The 16,516-nt window shown below is 49.7% G+C and carries 18 protein-coding genes; 9 read left to right on the top strand and 9 right to left on the bottom strand.

Features of this window, described 5'->3' with window-relative positions; all coding sequences use genetic code 11:
* Positions 1-263 precede the first annotated feature (263 nt).
* The 3 genes from EIP93_RS22365 to EIP93_RS22355 are packed head-to-tail and all read left to right on the top strand — an operon-like array spanning position 264 to position 1,969.
* Positions 264-935: a CsgG/HfaB family protein gene (locus tag EIP93_RS22365; protein ID WP_039488062.1), complete on the top strand. Its 672-nt coding sequence runs from the start codon at positions 264-266 to the stop codon at positions 933-935.
* An 18-nt stretch (positions 936-953) separates the two neighbouring features.
* A complete protein-coding gene (locus tag EIP93_RS22360; protein ID WP_040032829.1) occupies positions 954-1,313 on the top strand; it encodes a DUF4810 domain-containing protein in 360 nt (119 codons plus the stop codon).
* Positions 1,310-1,969, top strand: coding sequence for a DUF799 domain-containing protein (locus tag EIP93_RS22355; RefSeq protein ID WP_039514235.1), 660 nt, complete (start codon positions 1,310-1,312; stop codon positions 1,967-1,969). Before EIP93_RS22360 ends, EIP93_RS22355 begins: the two co-directional genes overlap by 4 nt.
* A gap of 292 nt (positions 1,970-2,261) precedes the next feature.
* Here the strand turns inward: EIP93_RS22355 and EIP93_RS22350 are convergent, their stop codons facing one another.
* Positions 2,262-3,764, bottom strand: a complete 1,503-nt coding sequence (locus tag EIP93_RS22350) for an MFS transporter (protein ID WP_125233292.1) — start codon at positions 3,762-3,764, stop codon at positions 2,262-2,264.
* A 103-nt stretch (positions 3,765-3,867) separates the two neighbouring features.
* Here EIP93_RS22350 and EIP93_RS22345 point away from each other — a divergent pair, with 103 nt between their 5' ends.
* Positions 3,868-4,422: a TetR/AcrR family transcriptional regulator gene (locus EIP93_RS22345; RefSeq protein WP_103943265.1), complete on the top strand. Its 555-nt coding sequence runs from the start codon at positions 3,868-3,870 to the stop codon at positions 4,420-4,422.
* Positions 4,423-4,471: 49 nt separating this feature from the next.
* Here EIP93_RS22345 and EIP93_RS22340 read toward each other — a convergent pair whose 3' ends face one another.
* Positions 4,472-4,882, bottom strand: coding sequence for a winged helix-turn-helix transcriptional regulator (locus EIP93_RS22340; protein WP_103862408.1), 411 nt, complete (start codon positions 4,880-4,882; stop codon positions 4,472-4,474).
* A 114-nt stretch (positions 4,883-4,996) separates the two neighbouring features.
* On the opposite strand from EIP93_RS22340, the gene EIP93_RS22335 reads away from it, so the two are divergent.
* Positions 4,997-5,848 carry an SDR family oxidoreductase gene (locus EIP93_RS22335; RefSeq protein ID WP_040032822.1) on the top strand — a complete coding sequence of 284 codons (852 nt, stop codon included), beginning with the start codon at positions 4,997-4,999 and terminating at the stop codon, positions 5,846-5,848.
* Between the two features lie 63 nt (positions 5,849-5,911).
* Here EIP93_RS22335 and EIP93_RS22330 read toward each other — a convergent pair whose 3' ends face one another.
* Together EIP93_RS22330 and EIP93_RS22325 are read right to left on the bottom strand one after the other, a co-directional pair.
* Entirely contained in the window at positions 5,912-6,817 is a 906-nt protein-coding gene (locus EIP93_RS22330; protein WP_125233291.1) for an HNH endonuclease, read from the bottom strand.
* 150 nt (positions 6,818-6,967) lie between these two features.
* Positions 6,968-7,534 carry a DUF6933 domain-containing protein gene (locus tag EIP93_RS22325; protein ID WP_103862406.1) on the bottom strand — a complete coding sequence of 189 codons (567 nt, stop codon included), beginning with the start codon at positions 7,532-7,534 and terminating at the stop codon, positions 6,968-6,970.
* 160 nt (positions 7,535-7,694) lie between these two features.
* On the opposite strand from EIP93_RS22325, the gene EIP93_RS22320 reads away from it, so the two are divergent.
* The gene (locus EIP93_RS22320) at positions 7,695-7,961 is read left to right on the top strand and encodes a helix-turn-helix domain-containing protein (protein ID WP_014917131.1); all 267 of its coding nucleotides are present in this window, start codon (positions 7,695-7,697) and stop codon (positions 7,959-7,961) included.
* Positions 7,961-9,280 (top strand): type II toxin-antitoxin system HipA family toxin, encoded by a 1,320-nt coding sequence (locus tag EIP93_RS22315; RefSeq protein ID WP_125233290.1) that lies wholly within the window; start codon positions 7,961-7,963, stop codon positions 9,278-9,280. The genes EIP93_RS22320 and EIP93_RS22315 overlap by 1 nt, the downstream gene beginning before the upstream one ends.
* A gap of 156 nt (positions 9,281-9,436) precedes the next feature.
* Here the strand turns inward: EIP93_RS22315 and mnmE are convergent, their stop codons facing one another.
* The 5 genes from mnmE to rpmH form a co-directional block, all read right to left on the bottom strand.
* The gene (gene mnmE, locus EIP93_RS22310; protein WP_103862404.1) at positions 9,437-10,801 is read right to left on the bottom strand and encodes a tRNA uridine-5-carboxymethylaminomethyl(34) synthesis GTPase MnmE; all 1,365 of its coding nucleotides are present in this window, start codon (positions 10,799-10,801) and stop codon (positions 9,437-9,439) included.
* 129 nt (positions 10,802-10,930) lie between these two features.
* Entirely contained in the window at positions 10,931-12,565 is a 1,635-nt protein-coding gene (gene yidC / locus EIP93_RS22305; RefSeq protein WP_039485128.1) for a membrane protein insertase YidC, read from the bottom strand.
* Positions 12,566-12,567: 2 nt separating this feature from the next.
* Positions 12,568-12,825 (bottom strand): membrane protein insertion efficiency factor YidD, encoded by a 258-nt coding sequence (gene yidD, locus EIP93_RS22300; RefSeq protein WP_010302384.1) that lies wholly within the window; start codon positions 12,823-12,825, stop codon positions 12,568-12,570.
* Positions 12,789-13,148, bottom strand: a complete 360-nt coding sequence (gene rnpA / locus EIP93_RS22295; protein WP_010302382.1) for a ribonuclease P protein component — start codon at positions 13,146-13,148, stop codon at positions 12,789-12,791. Before rnpA ends, yidD begins: the two co-directional genes overlap by 37 nt.
* A gap of 18 nt (positions 13,149-13,166) precedes the next feature.
* A complete protein-coding gene (rpmH, locus tag EIP93_RS22290) occupies positions 13,167-13,307 on the bottom strand; it encodes a 50S ribosomal protein L34 (protein ID WP_005976668.1) in 141 nt (46 codons plus the stop codon).
* A 675-nt stretch (positions 13,308-13,982) separates the two neighbouring features.
* Here rpmH and dnaA point away from each other — a divergent pair.
* Both dnaA and dnaN read left to right on the top strand, forming a co-directional pair.
* On the top strand, positions 13,983-15,380 hold the full coding sequence (gene dnaA, locus EIP93_RS22285) for a chromosomal replication initiator protein DnaA (RefSeq protein WP_010302378.1): 1,398 nt from the start codon (positions 13,983-13,985) through the stop codon (positions 15,378-15,380).
* Positions 15,381-15,384: 4 nt separating this feature from the next.
* Positions 15,385-16,485 (top strand): DNA polymerase III subunit beta, encoded by a 1,101-nt coding sequence (gene dnaN, locus EIP93_RS22280; protein WP_039485132.1) that lies wholly within the window; start codon positions 15,385-15,387, stop codon positions 16,483-16,485.
* Positions 16,486-16,516: the final 31 nt, after the last annotated feature.

Genomic DNA, 16,516 nt, shown 5'->3' with positions numbered 1-16,516 from the left:
ATGGTCTGGTTGAATATAACCTTGTTTTTTGTCTGGTTTACAGTGATTTATCCCGGGTAAAAATTCTGGTTTTCATTATTTTTGATGAAATAACTCGTTACTTTTACTTACGCCCCTCATAATGCTTGGCGCTATTTATATGCAGAAAAACACTGTTGCATCAAAACAATGTTGCAGCTAAATAACGTGTTTACGGCATTTTCATTATGAATCAATAACAGGGCTTTGCTCAGGTTAGTGGATTGTCACTAAGGGATAGTGTTATGAATAAAAAAGTCGTTCTTTGTTCTGTATTCATGTCAGCTGCATTATTGAGCGGATGTGCCACAGAGTCTTCCCGTACCGTAGAAGCACAAAAAGTCACTTCTTACAGTACGCCTTATCAGGGTGTTCGCAGCCCGATTTCCATCGGAAAATTTGAAAACCGCTCTAACTACATGAACGGTATTTTTTCTGATGGTGTTGACCGTTTAGGTAATCAATCCAAAACCATTCTTGTTAGCCATCTTCAGCAGAGCGGCCGCTTTAATGTGTTGGATCGTACCAACATGGAAGAGCTGAAAGCGGAAGCGGGTATTAAAGGACAAACGCAGACGCTGAAAGGCGCTAGCTATGTTATTACCGGCGATGTGACCGAGTTTGGCCGCAAAGAGGTGGGTGACCATCAACTGTGGGGCATCTTGGGTCGCGGTAAAACACAGGTTGCTTACGCAAAAACCACGTTAAATGTGGTGAACGTACAAACGTCTGAAGTGGTGTATTCCGTACAGGGTGCGGGCGAGTACACCTTATCCAACCGTGAAATTATCGGTTTCGGCGGTACGGCCAGCTATGACTCTACGCTGAACGGCAAAGTGCTGGATTTGGCGATTCGTGAGGCTGTTAATAATTTGGTTACGGGAATTGAAAGCGGTGCCTGGCGCCCAGCGAACTAATGGAATAGGAATATAACCATGTTATCTCATAAGAAAATTGTCCTGCTACTGGCAGCGACAGTATTAGCAGGCTGTGCGTCTGCGCCAAAAACGATTTACAGCTGGGATAAATATCAGCCTGCGCTTTACGATTATTATCAACAGGATAAAGTCGGCCCAGAGCAGCAGATTCTTGCTTTGAATGAATCGATCGAAAAAGCCAAAGCCGCCAATAAACCTGTCCCGCCGGGACTCTATGCTCAACTTGGGTTGCTGTATGCCAATACTGGCCGTGATAGTGAAGCTCGCCAACAGTTTGAAACTGAAAAAGCGAAATTCCCTGAATCAGCACCTTTTATGGACTTCCTGTTGAGTAAAAATAAAGGGAGCATTAAATGAATCGTTTCTTAGGATTATGTGGTCTGGTTTTTGCGCTGGTGCTGACCGGCTGTGCTAAACCCGTGCCTTATGATTACACCGCATTTAAGCAGAGCAAGCCTAAGTCCATTCTGGTATTGCCGCCGGTTAACCATTCCCCAGATGTGAAAGCGAGCTATAGCCTGCTTTCTCAGGTCACGTATCCACTGGCGGAGTCGGGATACTACGTATTCCCTGTCGCGGTTGTAGAAGAGACATTCAAGCAGAATGGTCTGGTGACGGCGTCGGATATTCATGCGCTGAGTACGGCGAAGTTGCAGCAAATCTTTGGTGCTGATGCTGCGCTGTATTTGGACGTAAAAGAGTACGGCACGTCATACATCGTGATTAATAGCGAAACCCGCGTTTCTGCGGATGCTCGTCTGGTTGATCTGCGTACCGGAAAATTGCTGTGGAGCGGGAGCGCAACAGCGTCCAGCAACGAGCAGCAATCAAACGCTAACGGCGGTATCATCGGTATTCTGGTGCAGGCTGCGGTAAACCAGATTGCGCACACCATCTCTGACAAAGGCCACGATATTGCTGGCGTGACCAGCGCGCGCCTGCTGGCAGCGGGAAATTCACGCGGCATGCTGTACGGACCTCGTTCACTGCAATACGGTAAAGAAACCTACTAAGTTTCCAGGTAGTACATCGTTACCTTGCAGTACGTCGTTATAGTGCAATACGTCGCTAAATCATCAACGCCGTTCGTGATTGAACGGCGTTTTTTATTGCTAACTAAAAACCACGTCCTGTGGACGTGGTTATCGGCTTGGTTTGGGCTCTGCCTTATTGTCTTTTGATTTAAGTTTAACAGGACTGACAGAGACTTCTTTTTAGGGATTTTAGTACGCCCCTATGGGGCGCATTCAATGCCACCTGCTACGCAGGTGGATTTTTACTGTCTTAACCGATGAGTTGGTGGTGCTATACATCAGCGGCTTGATGACGATGCGGTTTATTATGGCGCGTTGCCCAAACGAACGCGGAGGTCAGCAGCAGGATCAGCGTGGCCGCGGCCAGCACAATGGAAAACCCGGAGTCAAAGGCAGAATGGGCTTGTGTGGTGAGTATCTGCTGCATATTTTCCGGTAAGGATTCGGCAAAAATTAACGCCTCGTCCAGACTGTCATACGCGGTATCCGGTGCGGCAAACCCAGCGGGCAGCATAAATGTTGCGGAATAAGCGAAAGACAGCAAACTGCCCATCAACGTCACGCCCGTTGCGCCCCCTAATTCATACGACACTTCTTCGATTGACGCCGCCATACCCGCTTTTGACGCTGGCGCAACCTGCATTATGGTGCTGGATGCCGCCGTCATGGTGGAGCCCACGCCTGCGCCAATAACGGTCAGGCTGATGATTTGTATAACGGTGGATGCATTGTGCAGCAGCAGATAGCTTCCCATCCCGAGTCCCGAAATCAACAGGCCAGCGGCTAGCATTGTCCCGCTATTCACGCGCGGCAGTATCTTTCCGGTTAACGGGCCAGAGATAAAGAACGCCAGCGACAGCGGTAAAATGAACAACCCCGCCTCTAGCGGAGACAGCCCAACGACTAGCTGCAATCGCTGGGTGAAAGCCAGCTCCATTCCGATCAAGGCGGCAGCTGCCACGATAGCTGCGGCCACGGCCGCGCTGAAAGGCCGCAGGCGGAAGAGAGAGAAATCGACTAGGGGATGCTTGCTGTTACGCTGACGCCGAACGAACAGGGTAATGAACGCCACGCCGATGAGCAGAGCGATTAGCGCATCTTCATAAGACGGAACGCGCTTGCCCAGCTCTTTGATGGCATAGGTGATACCAATCAAACCCACCATGATTAATAGAGAACCGATGAAATCCCAGCGGTGGGAGGCATTGCCCGGCCGGTGTGGAATCACGGTGATTCCCATGATGAGCGCAAGTAAAACGACCGGTACGTTAATGAGGAAAACCGATCCCCACCAGAAGTACTCAAGCAGTATCCCGCCCATCACGGGGCCAAACGCCGCGCCACCGGAGGCCACCGCAGCCCAGATACCGATTGCCAGTGCGCGCTCCCGTTCATCAGTAAATGTCAGACGAATAATCGACAGTGTGGCGGGCATCATCATCGCCGCACCAACCGCCAGCAGAGCGCGAGCTGCGATAAGCATGCTGGGTGTGGGCGAATAAGCAGCAAACAATGACGCCGCACCAAAGACCAGCAGCCCGGAAATAAATAGAGGTTTATGGCCCAGCTTATCGCCCAACGTGCCCATCCCCAGCAGTAAACCGGAGGCAACCAGCGCATAGATATTAACGATCCACAGCTTGTCCGATGCAGAGGCGTGCAGGTCGTGAGTCAGTGTTGGGAGTGCGGTGTACAGCACCGTCATGTCGATAACAATCAGGAACAGTGCGCTGGAAACAATGGCCAGGATCAGCCACTTCTTTGGTGATTGCATAGCAGGATCTCTACCTTGAACTTCTATTTTTCATCTGTTGGATAGCGTTCTGATGATATAGAATTGCTTTTTAAATACAAACGTATTTTAAATTGGGGAAGATATGGGGCGTCATAAGAGCATTAATCGTGCATGCGTGTTGGATGCGGCGGAGCAGATTGTCCGCACGCAGGGAACCGCTGCGCTGACGATCGATGCGGTCGCTAAAGCTGCGGGCGTGACAAAAGGCGGTATTCAGTCGTGCTTCGGGACGAAAGATGAGTTGATTCACGCGATGTATCAGCGCTGGGAAGATGAGTTTGATGAGATGGCCGCCGTGTGCATCGGTACGGATGATAGTCGGGAAGCCAGAGTGCGTGCGCACGTTGACATCACTTATCGGACGGATGCCGCAGAAGGCGATCGGGCGGCGGGCATGATGGCCTCGTTGTTGAATACGCCTGAGCACCTTGCTAGATCGCAGGCGTGGTATGACAGCCAGTTGGCTGGTCTTGATCTGAATTCTCAGGAAGGGCGAGATGCTCGGCTAGCGTTTCTGGCATCCGAAGGGGCATTCCTGCTGCGCTATTTTGGCTTTATGGCGGTCGATGACGAGACTTGGAAAGCCATTTTCTCTGATATTTCCCGCCTGCTACCTGAGCGCACGGCTTCTTCCTGAGTAAGCCCCTCTGTCCATGAAGCGTACTGTTTTATAGATGATCGTTTGATTATGGTTTGATGGATTGTTGCTCGCTGGACTGCTGCGCTGCCAGAATGTCGTCCAGATTTCCTTCGACCCATATCGCCAGCTCTTTTACCCGCTCGCCAACCTCTTTGCCTAATGGCGTCAGGCTGTATTCAACATGTGGCGGAACAACCGGATAGGCTGTTCGCAGGACAAAACCATCACCTTCCAACCATTGCAGGGTTTGCGCCAGCATGCGCTCGCTCACGCCACCAATCCGTCGACGTAACTGGCTGAAGCGATGCGTATCATCAAGTAATGCGATCAAAATCAGCACGCCCCAGCGACTGGTAACGTGGTTAAGTATCTGGCGAGAAGGGCATTTCTCAGCAAAGACATCACCAGCTGGCAGAATGGGTAGCAATAAATCTGCTGGTGTTTTGGATTGATTCACTATACTTACCTTTATGTATGTACTTACTTAAAATTAGCTTTACCGATATTATGCCAGCCAGTTCTTGTTAGTAAAAGACGGTTAATAAAAGACAGTCAATAAAAGGAGCTTGAGATGATTGCTATTACTGGTGCATCCGGCCAACTGGGCCGTTTGGTTATCAAACAACTGTTAGAGAAGGTTCCGGCGAACGATATCGTGGCGCTGGTGCGTGATGTGAATAAAGTTACCGATCTGTCGGCGCTTGGCGTGCAGGTGAAAGCGGCGGATTACAATCAGCCTGAGGCGCTGGCTTCTGCGCTGCAAGGTGTGGATAAAGTGCTGCTGATCTCTTCTAGCGAAGTCGGTCAGCGTGCAGCGCAACACCGCAACGTCATAGAGGCGGCGGTGAAAGCTGGAGTTAAGCTGGTCGCATACACCAGCCTGTTACACGCGGATAAATCGCCTCTGGCGCTGGCAGCAGAGCATCAGCAGACCGAAGCGCTTCTGAAATCGTCTGGCTTACCGCATGTCTTGCTGCGCAACGGCTGGTATACCGAAAACTACGCGGCCAGCATCCCTGCTGCGCTGGAACACGGTGTATTTATCGGTAGCGCAGGTGAGGGGAAAATTACCTCAGCAACGCGCGAAGATTTCGCTGCCGCTGCGGTCGCGGTGCTGACGCAGGAAGGACAGGCTGGCAAGGTTTACGAACTGGCTGGTGATGAGCCTTACACGCTGGCAGAACTGGCGGCGGAGATTAGCAAGCAGTCTGGTAAAAATATCGGTTATCAAAACCTGTCTGAAGCGGAGTTCACCGCCGCGCTGGTTTCCGCTGGGCTACCCGATGTCTTTGCGCAGATTATTGCGGATTCAGACACTGGCGCATCCAAAGGTGGTTTGTTTGATGACGGAAAACAGCTGAGCCGCCTGATTGGTCGCCCAACAACGCCGCTGTCTGCGGTAGTGAAAGCGACGCTGAAGTAAGTTTAATGTTCAGCTCAGGTATGGCCTGAGCTGAATTATTTAATTTCAGATAATATATAAAAACTAACCTTCAATGTTTTTTTTATTATTTTCTTTGTATATTTCATCTCGGTGATAGGCCATATATTTTTCTTGTTTTTTTGATAAGATTATATTATTTTGTTTTTTACTTCCTGTGAGTGTTTGCATAAAGGGTTTAATCTCATCAGAGACTAGCATTATACCTTCTTTATCAAAAGAGATAAATCCTTTGTCAAATAGTGTATCATAAGTTGGGGTCAACAGTAATCCATTGTTTACATCAAGTCTCTCTCTATTATCTGAGTCTTTCCATGGTTTTATATGAGATGCTTTTAGTAATGTGATATGCTCGCATCCAGTTAATTGGCATCCTTTCCATTTCTTAATTAACTTATCCCTAAATTCCCCTTGCCCAATTCTAATTTTAATTATTGTTTCTTTTTCTGTGTTGGTTAATTTTTTTGAATTAATTAAATGTTCTATTTCTTCAATTTCTGTGGCGAAAGTATTTTCTTCATTTAATTCTTTTTGTTCAATTGGTAAGAACACTTCATTGGTTTTTATTTTTTTGAGGCTGTAGATTTTCTCCAATGAGTCCATATTGATTACCATGTAATCACAAGGCTCGCCATCTCTACTTTTATAGATTTTTTCTTTAAAACCAAAATCACTCAAACTATTTATGCCTTTTATTTCTTTTCCTTTTAGTTTTTGCACACGTATTTCCAGTTTCTTTCTACATGGAACTAATCGTGTTATTATTCTATTTTCTTGCTTCATTATGAATCTTGGTTTATTTCCCTGGCTAACTAAGCTGGTTTTATCCCAAATAAAATTTTCATTTAAGAACTCCATCGCTTTAGTGAAAAAAATCTCATCTGATTTGTTTTTATTGAAATAGATACTCATTCTTTTTTTTACAAGATCGCTATACTGTATTTTTCCCATTCTATAAATTACTCCATGGTGAGTTTTTTATAGTATATATTAATTTTTTCCTATTTCAGTGTCTATGAATTTTTGGCTAAATTTGATGGTTTTTTTAATATAACTGTCCCTTTAATTGAATACGTTTTTCTATTATTCATTTCAGAACTGCTACAGGTAAGTAGCTAATTGCGATAGTAATGACAGCATTTCTTTCTGTGGCCAAAGATATCCGCGATCTTTAACTGAACAGGGTCTATCAGCTAGTGATTGACCGAGGGAGTAACCGGACAGTTCTGCAACCTTGAGATTATCAAACCAGACAGCGTGCTCAATATCCCCTTTCATCTGATTCAATGTGCCCTGCACAGAACGGCTGCACTGCGTATCTACCTGAAGTGGGCGTAAATAATGTTGTGCTGCGTTGAGTTGATCTTCATCTGCACCACACTTGAGTAGGGTATTGATGAAGCTATCCGTGAAGTGGTCGTTTAGCTCTGCGAAATCCTTCTTTATCAACGCCGGAAGTACCAAAGGAAATCGGGTGGCGTCATGAACTAGCAGTACGCAATTCCGGCGCTGTAAGGTGATTAGATTTCCGTGCCAACTGCTCAGTGGGTTGATATCTACGGTGGGTTGCGTAAATAACCACTGTCTGCGTGGTGTAACAGCAAGTTGACTGCTGTCATTCAGTGGTAAATGACTGAATAGTTTGTGTGTGGCATGAAGTTGAATCATCTTATCCCCCTTGTTCTTCTGTACCCGCCTTATTGCTTATATTCTATTTACACGCCATAACAGGTAAATGCACGCTTAACGGTTATAGCGTGTAATTCTTGTTTTGCCTGCTAAAGCGTGTAATATTTATTCTACCGTCTATAACCGGTAGGATAAGATGATGAAGATCACCAACAGCAAGCAGCTTAGCAGCTATCTGAAAGATGTTCGTATCACGCAGAAGCTTTCACAAGGGAAAGTGGCCAGTAAAGTGGGTATTCGCCAGGATACGGTATCCAGTTTCGAGCAACATCCTGATTCCACTAAGCTGGAAACCTTCTTTAAAATCCTGTCGGCATTGAATTTAGAACTTACTGTTACGCCCAGGAATGTGGACACCACCAATAACGAAGCCTCTGTTGCATCATCCTGGAAGGAAGAATGGTAATGGCTGCGCTCGATGTTTACATGAACGGCTATCGGGTAGGGATTCTGACCAAAACGGGCAGTGGGGCACATCATTTTTCCTATGATGCGAACTGGCTCGGATTGCCGGGGAGTCGCCCCATTTCGCTTTCTATGCCGCTACGTCATCAGCCCTATCAAGGCGATGAAGTTTATAACTTCTTCGACAATTTGTTGCCGGATAACCCGGATATCAGAAGACGGATTGTCGCCAGGCATCACGCGGATTCCACCCAACCGTTTGATCTGCTGGATAAAGTGGGGAAAGACAGTATCGGGGCGTTGCAAATAGTGCCGCAGGGTACACCTGTGCACGATATAAAAAAGATCGAATACAAAACCTTATCCGAGCAGCAGCTTGAAAACATACTGACCGGATATCTGTCCGATGCCCCGCTGGGTATGATTGATACTGAAGACGATTTTCGTATTTCTATCGCAGGCGCACAGGAAAAGACGGCGCTGCTTTATCTGGATGATCACTGGTGCCTGCCCTTCAGTACCACACCAACTACCCACATCATCAAGCTACCGATTGGTAAAATCGAGAGTCACTCTTACTCAATTGATATGTCTGACAGCGTTGAAAATGAGTATCTGTGCCTGCTCATTGCCAAGGCATTTGGGCTGCCAGTGCCGCACTGTTTTATGATCAACGCTGGCAAGATAAAGGCGTTGGCGGTGGAGCGTTTTGATCGTAAATACGCCTCGGATGTCAGTTGGATTATGCGGCTACCACAAGAGGATTTTTGTCAGGTATTAAACGTTCCTTCCGCACTGAAATATGAAAATCATGGTGGACCGGGTATTTCCGCCATTATGTCGTTTCTATTGGGGTCGGTTGATCCAGAAAGAGATCGTTATCGCTTTATGCAGGCTCAGGTACTGTTTTGGCTATTGGCTGCAACGGATGGTCATGCGAAAAACTTTTCCCTGTTTATTGAATCTGAGGGGCGATATCGACTCACACCTTTCTATGACATTCTCTCTATGTATCCGGCGATGGGCGGACGGGGAATTGACCGCAGAGAGGCCAAACTGGCGATGGGATTAACTGGCTCAAGAGGCAAGAAATATGCGATTGAGCAGATCTTTCCCCGGCATTTTTTCCAGACGGCGAAGGCCGTTGGGTTTGCCAGAGAATCAATGGAAAACATTCTGGCGGAGTTTGCACAAACCGTTGAGACCGTTATGACGACTGTTGGAAGCCAACTGCCTGTGGATTTTCCTACTCATATCAGTGAGGCAATTCTGGCCGGATTGCAGGCCAGATCGAGACGGCTCATGAGCGGATGGGAGTAATTTCCCCGACGAATATACCCGTCATACTTCAAGCTGCTTGTGTGTTGGCTGCCCTTACTCACCCCAGTCACTTACCTGAGTAAGCTCCTGGGGATTCGTGCGATTGCCGCCTTCACGCAACTCGAATTATTTAGGGCATAAATCGGGGAGAGCAAATCACTTCCCTATACAAAAACTCGAAAAAATACGCCCCAACAGGTCGTCAGAGGTGAACTCGCCGGTGATTTCACTCAGGGCCAGCTGTGCCAGCCGCAGTTCTTCTGCCAGCAATTCGCCTGCATAGGCGCTCACCAGCTGTTCTTTCCCCTGAATTAGATGCTGTGCAGCCAGTTCGAGTGCTTGCAGGTGGCGACGTCGAGCCAGAAAACCGCCTTCTGTATTGCTGGTGAACCCCATGCTTTGCTTGAGGTGGTCGCGTAGCGTATCGATACCTTCACCCGTACGGGCGGACAGGCGGATAAGTGAGTGAGTATTCACCTCTTCGATGCCGAGCGTTTCGCCAGTCACGTCAGCTTTGTTGCGCACCACGGTAATCGGCAGTGTTTTTGGCAGGCGCGCCATAAATTCGGGCCAGATCTGATCAGGCTCAGTCGCCTGCGTGGTGGTGCCGTCTACCATGAATAGCACGCGGTCGGCCTGTTCGATTTCCTGCCAGGCTCGCTCAATACCAATGCGCTCGACTTCGTCGCTGGCATCGCGCAGCCCAGCGGTGTCGATGATATGCAGCGGCATGCCGTCGATATGGATATGCTCGCGTAATACGTCGCGTGTTGTTCCCGCGATATCCGTCACAATTGCGGCTTCACGGCCGGCTAATGCATTGAGTAAGCTGGATTTTCCGGCATTAGGACGACCCGCAATCACGACTTTCATCCCTTCCCGCAGCAGGCTACCTTGATGCGCTTCGGCTCTGACGGCATCCAGATCGACCATCACGCCATTGAGCTGTGCTTCAATTTTGCCATCGGAGAGAAAGTCGATCTCCTCATCCGGGAAGTCGATGGCAGCTTCGACGTAGATTCGCAGGTGAGTAAGTGCTTCCACTAACTGATTTATACGGGTGGAAAATACGCCTTGCAGAGAGTTCAGCGCTGAGCGTGCGGCCTGTTCCGAGCTGGCATCAATCAGATCGGCAATGGCTTCCGCCTGCGCAAGATCGAGTTTGTCGTTCAGGAAGGCACGTTCAGAAAATTCGCCAGGGCGCGCAATCCGCACAGTAGATAGCGTCAGGATACGTTGCAGGAGCAAATCAAGAATAACCGGACCGCCGTGACCCTGAAGCTCCAGCACGTCTTCACCGGTAAAGGAGTTCGGGCCGGGAAACCAGAGAGCGATACCTTGATCGAGCGTGGTGCCGTTGGCATCACGGAACGGCAGATAATCGGCGTGGCGAGGCTTGGGAAGCTTGCCCAGAACGGCATGCGCGACGTCGGCGGCCGCCTGTCCTGAAATGCGTAAAATACCCACGCCTCCGCGTCCCGGTGGCGTGGCTTGGGCGACGATGGTGTCGGTATTACTCATGATGTTCTCTCTGCATTGATGCCTGTCTGGCAGGCTATTTTACGTATCGTTGGCTGATAAAGCAGCCATTAAAAAAATAAGGCGGTCAATGACCGCCTTACGCTTTCTATCGGTTAGCTATCAACCGGATTATTTTTTCTCGCGGCTATGCAAGCCACGTTTTTCCAGACCGCGGTAGATCAACTGCTGCTGGAGAATGGTAACCAGGTTGCTGACGATGTAGTACATAACCAGACCTGACGGGAACCACAGGAAGAAGACCGTAAAGATGACCGGCATGTAGGTCATGATCTTCTGCTGCATTGGATCGGTCACGGTGGTTGGTGACATCTTCTGAATGAAGAACATCGTCACGCCCATCAGGATCGGCAGAATGTAGTACGGGTCTTGTGCAGACAGGTCATGAATCCACAGAGCGAACGGCGCGTGACGCAGTTCAACGGAGCCCATCAGCATGTAATACAGCGCCAGGAAGATTGGCATCTGAATCAGCAGTGGGAAGCAGCCGCCTAGCGGGTTCACTTTCTCTGACTTGTACAGCGCCATCATTTCCTGACTCATGCGCTGTTTGTCATCACCAATACGCTCACGCATAGCCTGCAATTTAGGTTGCAGTAAGCGCATTTTCGCCATAGAGGTGTATTGCGCTTTCGTCAGCGGATACATGATACCGCGCACGATAAAGGTAATGGCAATGATGGAGAAGCCCCAGTTGCCGATAAAGCTATGCAGGAATTTCAGCAGCTTAAACAGCGGCTGAGAAATAAACCACAGCCAGCCGTAATCTACGGTCAGATCCAGATGCGGTGCGACAGCAGCCATCTTGTCCTGAATTTCCGGGCCGACCCACAGAGTGGTCTTCAGGTCTTGCTGGCTACCTGCGGCAACCACAACCGGAGCGGATTTGAAGCCAATAGCGGCCTGACCGTTACCCAGCTTGCTGGTATAGAAGGTGTTAGCGCCTGCCGTAGTCGGAATCCATGCGGTTGCGAAGTACTGTTGCAGCATCGCCACCCAGCCACCGTTGGTGGTGATGTTCAGGTTTTCGTCCATGTCGCTGAAGCTGTACTTTTTGTACTTGTCTTCACTGGAAGAGAACGCCGCGCCACGATAAGTGTGCAGTGCAAAGTTGCTGCTGCCGGTATCGCGGTGCTTAGGCAATTCCATAGACTGCTTTAACTGACCGAACAGCGTGAGTTCCAGAGGCTGAGCGCTGGTGTTGTTGACGCTATAGTCAACGTTCAGTGCATAGTCGCCACGTTTCAGAACAAACGTTTTGGTGTAGGTCACGCCGTCAGCCGCGGTGTATGTCATCGGGATGCGCAGTTCGCTCTGACCATCCGCCAGCTCGAAGCTATCTTGCGTTGTGGTAAACAGCGGACGCGGGCCGTTAGCCGGGTTGTCTGGGCCGTTTTTGCCGGTCAAACCGCTCTGAGCCTGATAGACAAACTCGGAGGTGGTTTCCAGCAGGTGGAAAGGTTTATCTGAACCCAATGTATCTGGGTAAGCCAGCAGATGCGCTTGCTCGATGTCGCCGCCACGCGTGTTGATTGTCAGCGACAGTACATCGGTTTTCACTGTGATCAGTTTGCCTTGACCGCTGGCTGGTACGCCCTGGTTGGTAGCATCACCGGTCACTGCGTTCGTCGCCTGCTGTATGGCCTGCGTGGTTGCTGGCGGATTTTTATCCGTCTCCCAAGCCTGCCAAAGCATAAAGGTTACGAATAGCAGAGCGATGAGAAGAAGATTGCGTTGCGAATCCATCGTTAATGTTCTCTGTTATTGTCGGTTTTTGGCGGTACGGGATCATCACCACCAGGGTTCAAAGGATGGCATTTTAATACGCGTTTAAGCGTCAACCAACAGCCTTTTATCATGCCGAACCTGCGTATTGCTTCAATACCGTATTGCGAGCACGTTGGCTGGAACCGACAATGCGGTCCCAGCAACGGGCTGATAACGAGTTGATAACCGCGTATCAACCCGATCAGGAGTCGGGAGCCAAACGACAATGCCGACGCCATAGTTTTTCCAATGCTTCCGTCAGAGTACGGTTATCCAGTTCAGACACCCCTTTTTTCACAAGCACGACAAAGTCCATTGAAGGCAATGAATGTTGGTGCAGGCGAAAGCTTTCGCGCGTCAGGCGTTTAATCCGATTGCGTTCATGAGCACGTTTCACATGCTTTTTGGCGACGGTAAGACCGATGCGGGGATGCCCCAGCGAGTTCAGGCGGCCGAGAATGGTGATTTGCGGCGTGCCAGCCCGTTGCGGTTGCTGGAAGACGAAAGTGAAATGACTGGGAGTTAACAAACGTAACTCCCTGGGAAATGCTAGCTTAACCACTCGGTGGGTTAGCTTTTATTACTTAGAAACAGACAGACGAGTACGGCCTTTCGCACGACGGCGGGCCAGAACTTGACGACCATTTTTGGTGGCCATACGAGCACGGAAACCATGGCTACGGTTACGCTTCAATACGGACGGTTGGAAAGTGCGTTTCATGGCGATTTCTACCTAAACTTGGAAAATTATAACTTCACAGTAAACGCGTTTGGCTGTTCGGCGTGAAAAAATGACCGACGCCTCAATCGCATATCACAGCTATATAACGGAAAGAGGCAGGATTGTAATAATTGTACAGTCCTGAGTCAATTAACATCACACTTAACACGCCAGCCATTCCGATTATTTTTGGAATTTCTGCCTGCCAGAGCACAGAAAAGGCGTAGACGCGCGGGCAGGGAATTATACGGACTCTGTTGCAAAGCGCAAGGATCCTCCAACGATCTGTCCCACAAGATCATGATCGATGTCACCGTAACGATCGCACCACCGAGGGTATGCTTGGGGGCGCTTCGTCGCAGGAGGATAAAATGTGTGCTAGCCGCCCCTCTGCCGTGTTGCGGGGTGTTGTGATAAAAATAGCCTGTGGATAAAAAGGATCGAAACTGTGCAGAAGGGGAAGATCTCTTCGGCGGATTAGGTTATGATCCGCGGTTCCGTTAGCGATCCTTTTGACGGGATCGTCGGAGTAAACCGCCGCGCTATGTGGTGTGTCTGCTGTCTGAATTGTGAATGAAACAATCGTGGATGACGCAGGCGCCAAAAAATCATGAGTCACATAAATTACGTCTTATTCTTTTCTTTTTGATCGTTCTTGTTCGAGTGGAGTCCGCCGTGTCACTTTCGCTTTGGCAGCAGTGTCTTGCCCGTTTGCAGGATGAGTTACCTGCCACAGAATTCAGTATGTGGATACGCCCGTTGCAGGCGGAGCTGAGTGATAACACTCTGGCGCTCTACGCCCCCAATCGCTTTGTGCTGGATTGGGTCCGTGATAAATACTTAAATAATATCAACGTCCTGCTGAATGATTTCTGCGGGATGGATGCTCCTTTACTGCGTTTCGAAGTGGGGAGCAAACCGTTGGTTCAGGCGGTAAGCCAGCCTGCGCAGTCGCACCACAATCCTGTCAGCGTGGCGCGGCAACAGCCAGTGCGTACGGCACCGGTACGGCCAAGCTGGGATAACTCGCCTGTACAGGCAGAGCATACCTACCGTTCGAATGTGAACCCCAAGCATACGTTTGATAACTTCGTTGAGGGTAAATCAAACCAGTTAGCCCGCGCAGCGGCACGTCAGGTGGCCGATAACCCTGGTGGTGCATATAACCCGCTGTTTCTTTATGGCGGCACTGGCTTGGGTAAAACGCACTTATTGCACGCGGTGGGGAATGGCATCATTGCCCGCAAGCCCAACGCAAAAGTGGTTTATATGCACTCCGAGCGTTTCGTGCAGGATATGGTTAAAGCGTTGCAGAACAATGCGATTGAAGAATTCAAACGCTACTACCGTTCTGTTGATGCGCTGCTGATCGATGATATCCAATTCTTTGCCAATAAAGAGCGTTCGCAGGAAGAGTTCTTTCATACCTTTAATGCGTTGCTGGAAGGCAACCAGCAAATCATCCTGACGTCTGACCGCTACCCGAAAGAGATCAACGGCGTGGAAGATCGCCTGAAATCCCGCTTTGGTTGGGGATTAACGGTCGCGATTGAACCGCCAGAGCTGGAAACCCGCGTGGCGATTCTGATGAAAAAAGCGGATGAAAACGACATTCGTCTGCCTGGCGAAGTGGCGTTCTTTATTGCCAAACGCCTGCGTTCTAACGTGCGTGAGCTGGAAGGCGCGCTGAACCGCGTTATCGCGAATGCCAATTTTACCGGCCGCTCGATCACCATTGATTTTGTGCGTGAAGCGCTGCGCGATCTGCTGGCGTTGCAGGAAAAACTGGTTACTATCGACAATATTCAAAAGACCGTGGCGGAATACTATAAAATCAAGGTAGCCGACCTGCTGTCTAAACGTCGTTCCCGCTCGGTGGCGCGTCCGCGCCAGATGGCGATGGCGTTGGCGAAAGAACTGACGAATCACAGCCTGCCGGAAATCGGTGATGCCTTTGGCGGGCGTGACCATACGACGGTGTTGCATGCCTGCCGCAAGATTGAGCAGTTGCGTGAAGAAAGCCACGACATCAAAGAAGATTTTTCCAATTTAATCAGAACTCTATCGTCATAACACTATGAAATTTATTGTTGAACGCGAACGTCTGTTAAAGCCATTACAACAGGTCAGCAGCCCGCTGGGCGGCCGACCAACTTTACCGATTCTGGGCAACCTGCTGATTCAGGTGACGGAAGGCGTGCTGTCGCTGACCGGTACCGATCTGGAAATGGAGATGGTGGCGAAGGTTGCGCTGACGCAGCCGCATGAACCGGGCGCCACGACCGTCCCTGCCCGCAAACTGTTTGATATTTGCCGGGGTCTGCCGGAGGGCGCGGAAATCACGATTATGCTGGATGGCGATCGCATGCTGGTGCGCTCTGGCCGCAGCCGTTTCTCGCTGTCCACGCTGCCCGCAGTGGATTTCCCTAATCTGGACGACTGGCAGAGCGAGGTTGAATTCTCTCTACCGCAGGCGACGATGAAGCGTTTGATCGAAGCGACGCAGTTTTCGATGGCGCATCAGGATGTCCGTTACTACCTCAACGGTATGCTGTTTGAAACTGAAGGCGAAGAGTTGCGTACGGTCGCGACCGATGGTCACCGTTTGGCGGTTTGCTCCATGCCGGTTGGCCAATCCTTACCGTCACATTCGGTGATCGTGCCGCGTAAAGGCGTGATGGAGTTGGTGCGTCTGCTGGATGGTGGTGATACCCCGCTGCAGCTGCAAATCGGCAGCAACAACATTCGCGCGCATGTCGGTGACTTCATTTTCACGTCGAAGCTGGTCGATGGTCGTTTCCCTGATTATCGCCGCGTATTACCGAAGAACCCGGATAAAACGCTGGAAGCCAGCTGCGATCTGCTCAAGCAGGCCTTCTCCCGCGCGGCGATTTTATCGAATGAAAAATTCCGCGGTGTGCGTCTGCATCTAATTAAGAATCAGCTCAAAATTACTGCTAACAACCCAGAGCAGGAAGAAGCGGAAGAGATTCTGGATGTACAGTACGACAGCACTGAGATGGAAATCGGCTTTAACGTTAGCTACGTACTGGATGTGCTAAACGCGCTGAAATGCGAAGGTGTGCGTTTACTGCTGACCGATTCCGTTTCCAGCGTGCAAATCGAAGATAGCGCCAGCCGTGCGGCGGCCTATGTCGTCATGCCAATGCGGTTGTAGAATTATCGGGCAAGTTTACTTGCCCTTTCAT

It is taken from the genome of Pectobacterium versatile, assembly GCF_003932035.1.
Taxonomy (GTDB): domain Bacteria; phylum Pseudomonadota; class Gammaproteobacteria; order Enterobacterales; family Enterobacteriaceae; genus Pectobacterium; species Pectobacterium versatile.
Note: the sequence above shows the minus strand (reverse complement) of the source record. Positions and strands in the feature narration are given on the sequence as shown.